Origin of the sequence: Amycolatopsis rhizosphaerae (assembly GCF_007713715.1) — a bacterium.
Classification (GTDB): Bacteria; Actinomycetota; Actinomycetes; order Mycobacteriales; family Pseudonocardiaceae; genus Amycolatopsis_E; species Amycolatopsis_E rhizosphaerae.
Map to the genome: position 1 here is coordinate 1 of NZ_VJWX01000553.1, position 4,595 is coordinate 4,595.

General features: G+C 72.0%; 7 protein-coding genes. 3 read left to right on the forward strand and 4 right to left on the reverse strand.

Annotation, left to right across the window (positions count from 1 at the left end; translation table 11 throughout):
- Positions 1-107: 107 nt before the first annotated feature.
- Positions 108-707, forward strand: coding sequence for an RNA polymerase sigma factor (locus FNH05_RS32890; RefSeq protein WP_246128087.1), 600 nt, complete (start codon positions 108-110; stop codon positions 705-707).
- A complete protein-coding gene (locus tag FNH05_RS32895) occupies positions 700-1,791 on the forward strand; it encodes a CU044_5270 family protein (protein ID WP_144592741.1) in 1,092 nt (363 codons plus the stop codon). Before FNH05_RS32890 ends, FNH05_RS32895 begins: the two co-directional genes overlap by 8 nt.
- A gap of 52 nt (positions 1,792-1,843) precedes the next feature.
- Here the strand turns inward: FNH05_RS32895 and FNH05_RS32900 are convergent, their stop codons facing one another.
- The 4 genes from FNH05_RS32900 to FNH05_RS32915 form a co-directional block, all read right to left on the reverse strand.
- The gene (locus FNH05_RS32900) at positions 1,844-2,623 is read right to left on the reverse strand and encodes an alpha/beta fold hydrolase (protein WP_144592743.1); all 780 of its coding nucleotides are present in this window, start codon (positions 2,621-2,623) and stop codon (positions 1,844-1,846) included.
- A gap of 1 nt (position 2,624) precedes the next feature.
- A complete protein-coding gene (locus FNH05_RS32905; protein WP_144592744.1) occupies positions 2,625-3,086 on the reverse strand; it encodes an SRPBCC family protein in 462 nt (153 codons plus the stop codon).
- On the reverse strand, positions 3,083-3,439 hold the full coding sequence (locus FNH05_RS32910) for an ArsR/SmtB family transcription factor (protein ID WP_144592745.1): 357 nt from the start codon (positions 3,437-3,439) through the stop codon (positions 3,083-3,085). The genes FNH05_RS32905 and FNH05_RS32910 overlap by 4 nt, the downstream gene beginning before the upstream one ends.
- Before the next feature lie 61 nt (positions 3,440-3,500).
- Positions 3,501-3,893 carry a winged helix-turn-helix transcriptional regulator gene (locus FNH05_RS32915; RefSeq protein WP_144592746.1) on the reverse strand — a complete coding sequence of 131 codons (393 nt, stop codon included), beginning with the start codon at positions 3,891-3,893 and terminating at the stop codon, positions 3,501-3,503.
- A gap of 109 nt (positions 3,894-4,002) precedes the next feature.
- On the opposite strand from FNH05_RS32915, the gene FNH05_RS32920 reads away from it, so the two are divergent.
- The coding region (locus tag FNH05_RS32920) for an alpha/beta fold hydrolase (protein ID WP_144592747.1) at positions 4,003-4,595 on the forward strand (593 nt) is incomplete at its 3' end.

Genomic DNA, 4,595 nt, shown 5'->3' on the forward strand with positions numbered 1-4,595 from the left:
ACCGAAAGCCGTCCCGGGCGAAGCCACACTCTCCCGTAGCGCCGACGGCGATCCTCACCAGCCGTGAACGTCCCGGCCGTCAGCGGACAACACCTGACGTGAGGATGATGACCGAACGCGTGGACGAGGGTGAAGGACCACCCGACGAGGACCGGCCGCGACTGGCCGGTGCCGATCCGGCGGCGGAGTTCGGGCGGCTGTTCGACAGATACGCCCGGCCCCTGCATCGCTACCTGGCCCGGCGAGTGGGCGCGGAGACGGCCGACGACCAGGTGAGCGAGACCTTCCTGATCGCACTGCGGCAGAGGCGGTCCTACGACCCGGCGCAGGGCGCGGTGCGGTCCTGGCTGTACGGGATCGCGACCAATCTGCTCCGGCGGCATGTGCGGGACGAGGTCCGCGCGTTGCGGGCGACGGCCCGGGCCGCCGGGCAACTGCCCCAGCCGCATCCGGGGCACGACGGGCGCGTCGCCGACCGGGTGGACGCCGCGGTGCTCGCGGGCCGTCTCGCCGCGGCACTCGCGGAACTGTCCGAAGGGGACCGTGACGTGCTGCTGCTGTCTTCGTGGGCGGAGATGGACAGCGCCGGAATCGCCGAGACCCTCGGCATCCCGGTGGGCACGGTGCGGTCGCGGCTGCACCGCGTGCGCACCCGGCTGCGGGCCACCGCCCCCACCGCGCCGAGCAAGGAGGAAAGCCATGACTGACAGGAACAACGTGCACGAGGTGTGGTCGGAGGCGCAGCTCGACCTCGCGCTGAACGCGCTGCACGCGGACGCGTCCGGCGATGCCCTGGCCGCGGCCCGGGAACGGCTGATGGCCGAGGCCGGGGCGGCGCCCGAGGAGGCCCCGGCCGCGCTGCGGCGGCGCCGCCCCCGCCGCGGCATCTTCGCCGCGGCGGCCGCGGTGGTGGCGATGGCAGCGGGTGTGCTCGTCTGGCAGGCGACCGGCGGTGGTGGCCCGGGGCTCACGCCCAACGCCTCCGCGGCCTCCCTCGGCTCCGCCGCCGACCATGTGGGTTCCAGTGATCCGGCGGTCGGCCCCGGTCAGTATCGCTACCTCGTCACACACACCTGGGGGGTGACCACGGCGACCACCGCGAACGGGCGCGACTTCGTCTACCTCCAGGAAGAGGTGCGGGAGACCTGGGTGCCCGCCGACCAGTCCCGGGAGTGGATGGAGCGGCGGACCACCACCGGCAACCGGCAGTGGCTGGTGGGCACGGAAGCCGAAGCCCGCGCGGCGGGGGCGGTGAGCGACAAGCCGGCGTGGACGGACGGGGTGCGGAAGGCAGCCTGCGGCGACTTCTACGCCGACACGGAGCACCGGCAGCCGCTCTGCCCACGGCCGGGCAACTGGCAGTCGCCGACGCCGTCCTGGCTCGCTTCGCTGCCCAGGGACCCGCAGGAGCTCTACCGGAGGCTGCGGGCGGACGCCCCGCACAACAGCCTCGGAGACAGCGAGATCCTGGTCTACGCGGCCGACGCCCTCCACACCGGATTGGTTCCCGCCGATCTGCGTTCGGCGCTGTACCGGGCGCTCGGCTACCTGCCCGGCCTGGAGATCACCGACAGGGTCGCCAATCTGGACGGGAAGCAGGGCGTCGCCTACGGCATCTCCGACGGCAAGGTCCGGTGGGACCTGATCATCGACCCGGCGACGGGTGCGTTCATCGGGGAACGGGGCCTGGCACTCGAAAGCAGCAACGGGGTGCCCCAAGGCACCGTGACCGGCTGGTCCTCGATGACCAGCACAGTGGTGAACGGCCTCGGCGAGGTCCCGGGCCGTTGACGGCACGAAGCGGGTCCGCGCGCGGTCGGGGCGCGCGGACCCGCTTTCGGCGTCACGAGAAGAATTCGGCGAGCACCGGGGCGAGCGCGTCGGCGGCGACGTCGTGCGTCTGGCCCTCCAGAACGCGGTGACGGGCGGCCGGAATCGCCTCCGCGGCCGCCTTCGCCGCGCCCCGCACACGGGCGGGACTGGCGCCCCCGGCGAGGACCAGCGTGGGCACGGCCACCGCAGCCGCGAGGTCGCGGGGCAGGTGTCCGTTGCCGAGGATCTCGTCGTCGTAGGCGAGGGTCGGCGCGATGGCCTCCAGCGCGGCCCAGCCCGGCTGGGCGCGCATCCCCTCGATGTGCGGGGCTGGCATCCCGACCTGCGCCATGAACAGGGCGACGGCGTCCCCACCGCGCCCGGCGGCCAGCAGTTCGCGCAGCCGGCGGCGGTAGTCCGCCGCTCCGTGAACGTCTTCGACCTCGGCCAGAAAGGGCGGCTCGTACAGCGCGAGCCCGATGATGCCGGAGCCGCTCGCGGCGGCGGCAAGCGCGAGCGCCGCACCCGAGGAAATGCCGTAGACGTAAGCGTTCCCGCCTGCCTCGCCGATCACGGCGGTCAGGTCCTCGATTTCGCGGGCGACGGCGTAGGGCGGGGTGTCGCCGCTTTCCCCCCGGCCTCGGCGGTCGTAGGTGTGGACCGTGAACTGCTCGCTCAGCAGCGCGGCCAGCGGCCCCAGCGGGCCCGCGCCGCGACAGCACAGGGCACCGTCGACGAGCACGAGAGCGGGGCCTTGGCCGTGGCGCTCGTAGGCGATCGTGGTGCCGTCGGCGGAAGCGATCACGGGCATGTCAGGCTCCTTCCCGTTCCGGCGGGACGAGCGTGGCCAGGTAGGCGTCGAACCGGTCGAAACTGGTGCTGAGCCCGGCCCTCGCCTCGGCACTGGCGTATGCGGCGGGAACGTTGGTCTGGTGCGTGACGACTTCGGTACGGCCGTCGTGGAGGTCGACGAAGGTGATCGTGGTCTTCATGCCGCCCTCGACCTCCGGCTCGATCCACACCAGACGCTCCGGACGGCGGATTTCGACGTAGATCGCGCGCATCGTGTACGTGCTGCCGTCGGCGTCGTTGACCATCGTGGTCTCGAACGCCCCGCCGGGCCGCAGTTCGACCACGATGTTCCCGGCCGGTGTCGTGGTCCCGGCCGGGCCCCAGAAACGGGCGAGGTGCTCCGGTGTGGTCATGCAGTCGAAGAGCAACTCGGGCGTGGCGCGGTGCACCCGCCGGTAGGTGAATTCCCCGGTCTCGGTCATTTCGCCTTCCCTTCGTCGGGATCGTCCGCGCGCAGCGCGGCCAGATGTGCCTCGAGGCGATCGTGGCGGCCGGCCCACACCTGCCGGTGGCGATCGATCCAGCCTGCCGCCTCTTCGAGGCGGGCCGTTTCCAGCACGCACGGCCGGGACTGCCCGCTCCTGGTCCGGGAGACGAGGCGGGCGCGTTCGAGCACCTTGAGGTGTTTGGAGATCGCCTGCTGGGTCATCGCGAACGGTTCCGCGAGTTCACCGACCGTGGCCTCGCCCCGGGCCAGGCGCTCGACGATGGCGCGCCGGGTGGGGTCGGCCAGCGCCGAGAACACCAGGGTCAGCTCGTCTTCCAGGACTGCCATGCCCCGACCCTATCCACAACCACTTGGTTGCACAACCTAGCGGTTGTCGAACTTCGTCCGGCTATCCGGTGCGCTGTTCCTTTTCCGCCCGCGCGTTGGCGCGGTCGATCTCCGCCATATGCGCCTCGGCCCATTCCCGGACCGCCGCGAGCGGCCCCTCCAGCGACAGGCCGAGTTCGGTGAGGCGGTAGTGCACGCGAGGCGGCACCGCCGGCTCGACCCGGCGTTCGGCGAGGCCGTCGTGGACCAGGTTCCGCAGGGTCACCGACAGCATCTTCTGCGACACGCCCGCCATCCGCCGCTGCAGTTCGGCGAACCGCACCTCCTCCGGCGCCGCTTCGGCGAGCAGCTTGACCGCCATGGAGGTCCATTTGGTGCCGATGCGGTCCAGCAGCCTGCGGGTCGGGCATCCGGGAGCGAACAGATCACCCCTGCTGCCCCGGGAGGAGGTCACCTCGAGCTCACCACCTGTCGTCAAAGTGCGGTCTTGCCCGCACGAAGTGAGTTACTTATGTTCTTGTAGTCACCAATCGTAACAGCTTTGACCAGGAGAAATAACGTCCATGAGAACCCTCGTACCCGAACCGGGCATCGACCTGCGCCGGATCACCGCGAACGGCGTCGAGCTCTCCGTCGCACTCGCCGGGGAAGGGCCCGCCGTCCTGCTGCTGCACGGGTTCCCCCACACCTGGCAGCTGTGGCGACGGGTGATCCCCGCGCTCGCCCGCCACCACCGCGTCATCGCCCCCGACCTCCGGGGCTTCGGCGCCAGCCACCGCGCCGGGGACGGCTACGACGCCGCGACCCTGGCGGCCGACGCCGAGGGCCTTCTCGACGCGCTCGGCGAGACCACGGCGGCGGTCGTCGGCATCGACGCCGGCACACCCCCGGCCTTCCTCTTCGCCTTGCGCCGTCCGGAGCGTGTAACCCGGCTCGTGCTGATGGAGTCGCTCCTGGGCACCCTGCCGGGCGCCGAGGAGTTCCTGGCCGCGGGCCCGCCGTGGTGGTTCGGGTTCCACGCGGTGCCGGGGCTGGCCGAAACGGTGCTGCAGGGCCACGAGGCGGAGTACATCGACTGGTTCCTCGCCAGCGGCACGCGCGGCCGCGGCGTCCCGGCCGGGATCCGGGACGCGTTCGCCGATGCCTACTCCAGCCC

What these genes read in the sequence shown, in the direction of transcription:
- FNH05_RS32895 (WP_144592741.1), top strand. Translation starts at nt 700, where the DNA reads ATGACTGACAGGAACAACGTGCACGAGGTGTGGTCGGAGGCGCAGCTC.
- FNH05_RS32890 (WP_246128087.1), top strand. Translation starts at nt 108, where the DNA reads ATGACCGAACGCGTGGACGAGGGTGAAGGACCACCCGACGAGGACCGG.
- FNH05_RS32910 (WP_144592745.1), bottom strand. Translation starts at nt 3,439, where the DNA reads ATGGCAGTCCTGGAAGACGAGCTGACCCTGGTGTTCTCGGCGCTGGCC.
- FNH05_RS32900 (WP_144592743.1), bottom strand. Translation starts at nt 2,623, where the DNA reads ATGCCCGTGATCGCTTCCGCCGACGGCACCACGATCGCCTACGAGCGC.
- FNH05_RS32905 (WP_144592744.1), bottom strand. Translation starts at nt 3,086, where the DNA reads ATGACCGAGACCGGGGAATTCACCTACCGGCGGGTGCACCGCGCCACG.